Source organism: Bacillus sp. F56, assembly GCF_001748205.1.
In the GTDB taxonomy this organism is placed as follows: domain Bacteria; phylum Bacillota; class Bacilli; order Bacillales; family Bacillaceae; genus Bacillus; species Bacillus stercoris.
In genome coordinates this window covers 1-3,052 of record NZ_BDFC01000017.1, presented here as the reverse complement: position 1 = coordinate 3,052, position 3,052 = coordinate 1, and the positions used below count along the sequence as shown (strand labels likewise).

1 rRNA gene is annotated in these 3,052 nt (G+C 52.9%); it reads left to right on the top strand.

Annotated features, from left to right (window positions below):
• Positions 1-83: 83 nt before the first annotated feature.
• A 23S ribosomal RNA gene (locus BFW96_RS20835) occupies positions 84-3,011 on the top strand.
• The last annotated feature ends 41 nt before the right edge of the window (positions 3,012-3,052 follow it).

Genomic DNA, 3,052 nt, shown 5'->3' with positions numbered 1-3,052 from the left:
AAACGTGTTCTTTGAAAACTAGATAACAGTAGACATCACATTCAATTAGTAATACAAGATATCACATAGTGATTCTTTTTAACGGTTAAGTTAGAAAGGGCGCACGGTGGATGCCTTGGCACTAGGAGCCGATGAAGGACGGGACGAACACCGATATGCTTCGGGGAGCTGTAAGCAAGCTTTGATCCGGAGATTTCCGAATGGGGAAACCCACCACTCGTAATGGAGTGGTATCCATATCTGAATTCATAGGATATGAGAAGGCAGACCCGGGGAACTGAAACATCTAAGTACCCGGAGGAAGAGAAAGCAAATGCGATTCCCTGAGTAGCGGCGAGCGAAACGGGATTAGCCCAAACCAAGAGGCTTGCCTCTTGGGGTTGTAGGACACTCTGTACGGAGTTACAAAAGAACGAGGTAGATGAAGAGGTCTGGAAAGGCCCGCCATAGGAGGTAACAGCCCTGTAGTCAAAACTTCGTTCTCTCCTGAGTGGATCCTGAGTACGGCGGAACACGTGAAATTCCGTCGGAATCCGGGAGGACCATCTCCCAAGGCTAAATACTCCCTAGTGACCGATAGTGAACCAGTACCGTGAGGGAAAGGTGAAAAGCACCCCGGAAGGGGAGTGAAAGAGATCCTGAAACCGTGTGCCTACAAGTAGTCAGAGCCCGTTAACGGGTGATGGCGTGCCTTTTGTAGAATGAACCGGCGAGTTACGATCCCGTGCAAGGTTAAGCAGAAGATGCGGAGCCGCAGCGAAAGCGAGTCTGAATAGGGCGCATGAGTACGTGGTCGTAGACCCGAAACCAGGTGATCTACCCATGTCCAGGGTGAAGTTCAGGTAACACTGAATGGAGGCCCGAACCCACGCACGTTGAAAAGTGCGGGGATGAGGTGTGGGTAGGGGTGAAATGCCAATCGAACCTGGAGATAGCTGGTTCTCTCCGAAATAGCTTTAGGGCTAGCCTCAAGGTAAGAGTCTTGGAGGTAGAGCACTGATTGGACTAGGGGCCCCTACCGGGTTACCGAATTCAGTCAAACTCCGAATGCCAATGACTTATCCTTGGGAGTCAGACTGCGAGTGATAAGATCCGTAGTCGAAAGGGAAACAGCCCAGACCGCCAGCTAAGGTCCCAAAGTATACGTTAAGTGGAAAAGGATGTGGAGTTGCTTAGACAACCAGGATGTTGGCTTAGAAGCAGCCACCATTTAAAGAGTGCGTAATAGCTCACTGGTCGAGTGACTCTGCGCCGAAAATGTACCGGGGCTAAACGTATCACCGAAGCTGCGGACTGTTCTTCGAACAGTGGTAGGAGAGCGTTCTAAGGGCTGTGAAGCCAGACCGGAAGGACTGGTGGAGCGCTTAGAAGTGAGAATGCCGGTATGAGTAGCGAAAGAGGGGTGAGAATCCCCTCCACCGAATGCCTAAGGTTTCCTGAGGAAGGCTCGTCCGCTCAGGGTTAGTCGGGACCTAAGCCGAGGCCGAAAGGCGTAGGCGATGGACAACAGGTTGATATTCCTGTACCACCTCCTCACCATTTGAGCAATGGGGGGACGCAGGAGGATAGGGTAAGCGCGGTATTGGATATCCGCGTCCAAGCAGTTAGGCTGGGAAATAGGCAAATCCGTTTCCCATAAGGCTGAGCTGTGATGGCGAGCGAAATATAGTAGCGAAGTTCCTGATTCCACACTGCCAAGAAAAGCCTCTAGCGAGGTGAGAGGTGCCCGTACCGCAAACCGACACAGGTAGGCGAGGAGAGAATCCTAAGGTGATCGAGAGAACTCTCGTTAAGGAACTCGGCAAAATGACCCCGTAACTTCGGGAGAAGGGGTGCTCTGTTAGGGTGCAAGCCCGAGAGAGCCGCAGTGAATAGGCCCAGGCGACTGTTTAGCAAAAACACAGGTCTCTGCGAAGCCGTAAGGCGAAGTATAGGGGCTGACGCCTGCCCGGTGCTGGAAGGTTAAGAGGAGCGCTTAGCGTAAGCGAAGGTGCGAATTGAAGCCCCAGTAAACGGCGGCCGTAACTATAACGGTCCTAAGGTAGCGAAATTCCTTGTCGGGTAAGTTCCGACCCGCACGAAAGGCGCAACGATCTGGGCACTGTCTCAACGAGAGACTCGGTGAAATTATAGTACCTGTGAAGATGCAGGTTACCCGCGACAGGACGGAAAGACCCCGTGGAGCTTTACTGCAGCCTGATATTGAATGTTGGTACAGCTTGTACAGGATAGGTAGGAGCCTTGGAAACCGGAGCGCCAGCTTCGGTGGAGGCATCGGTGGGATACTACCCTGGCTGTATTGACCTTCTAACCCGCCGCCCTTATCGGGCGGGGAGACAGTGTCAGGTGGGCAGTTTGACTGGGGCGGTCGCCTCCTAAAAGGTAACGGAGGCGCCCAAAGGTTCCCTCAGAATGGTTGGAAATCATTCGCAGAGTGTAAAGGCACAAGGGAGCTTGACTGCGAGACCTACAAGTCGAGCAGGGACGAAAGTCGGGCTTAGTGATCCGGTGGTTCCGCATGGAAGGGCCATCGCTCAACGGATAAAAGCTACCCCGGGGATAACAGGCTTATCTCCCCCAAGAGTCCACATCGACGGGGAGGTTTGGCACCTCGATGTCGGCTCATCGCATCCTGGGGCTGTAGTCGGTCCCAAGGGTTGGGCTGTTCGCCCATTAAAGCGGTACGCGAGCTGGGTTCAGAACGTCGTGAGACAGTTCGGTCCCTATCCGTCGCGGGCGCAGGAAATTTGAGAGGAGCTGTCCTTAGTACGAGAGGACCGGGATGGACGCACCGCTGGTGTACCAGTTGTTCTGCCAAGGGCATCGCTGGGTAGCTATGTGCGGACGGGATAAGTGCTGAAAGCATCTAAGCATGAAGCCCCCCTCAAGATGAGATTTCCCATTCCGCAAGGAAGTAAGATCCCTGAAAGATGATCAGGTTGATAGGTCTGAGGTGGAAGTGTGGCGACACATGGAGCTGACAGATACTAATCGATCGAGGACTTAACCACATTTTGAATGATGTCACACCTGTTATCTAGTTTTGAGAGAA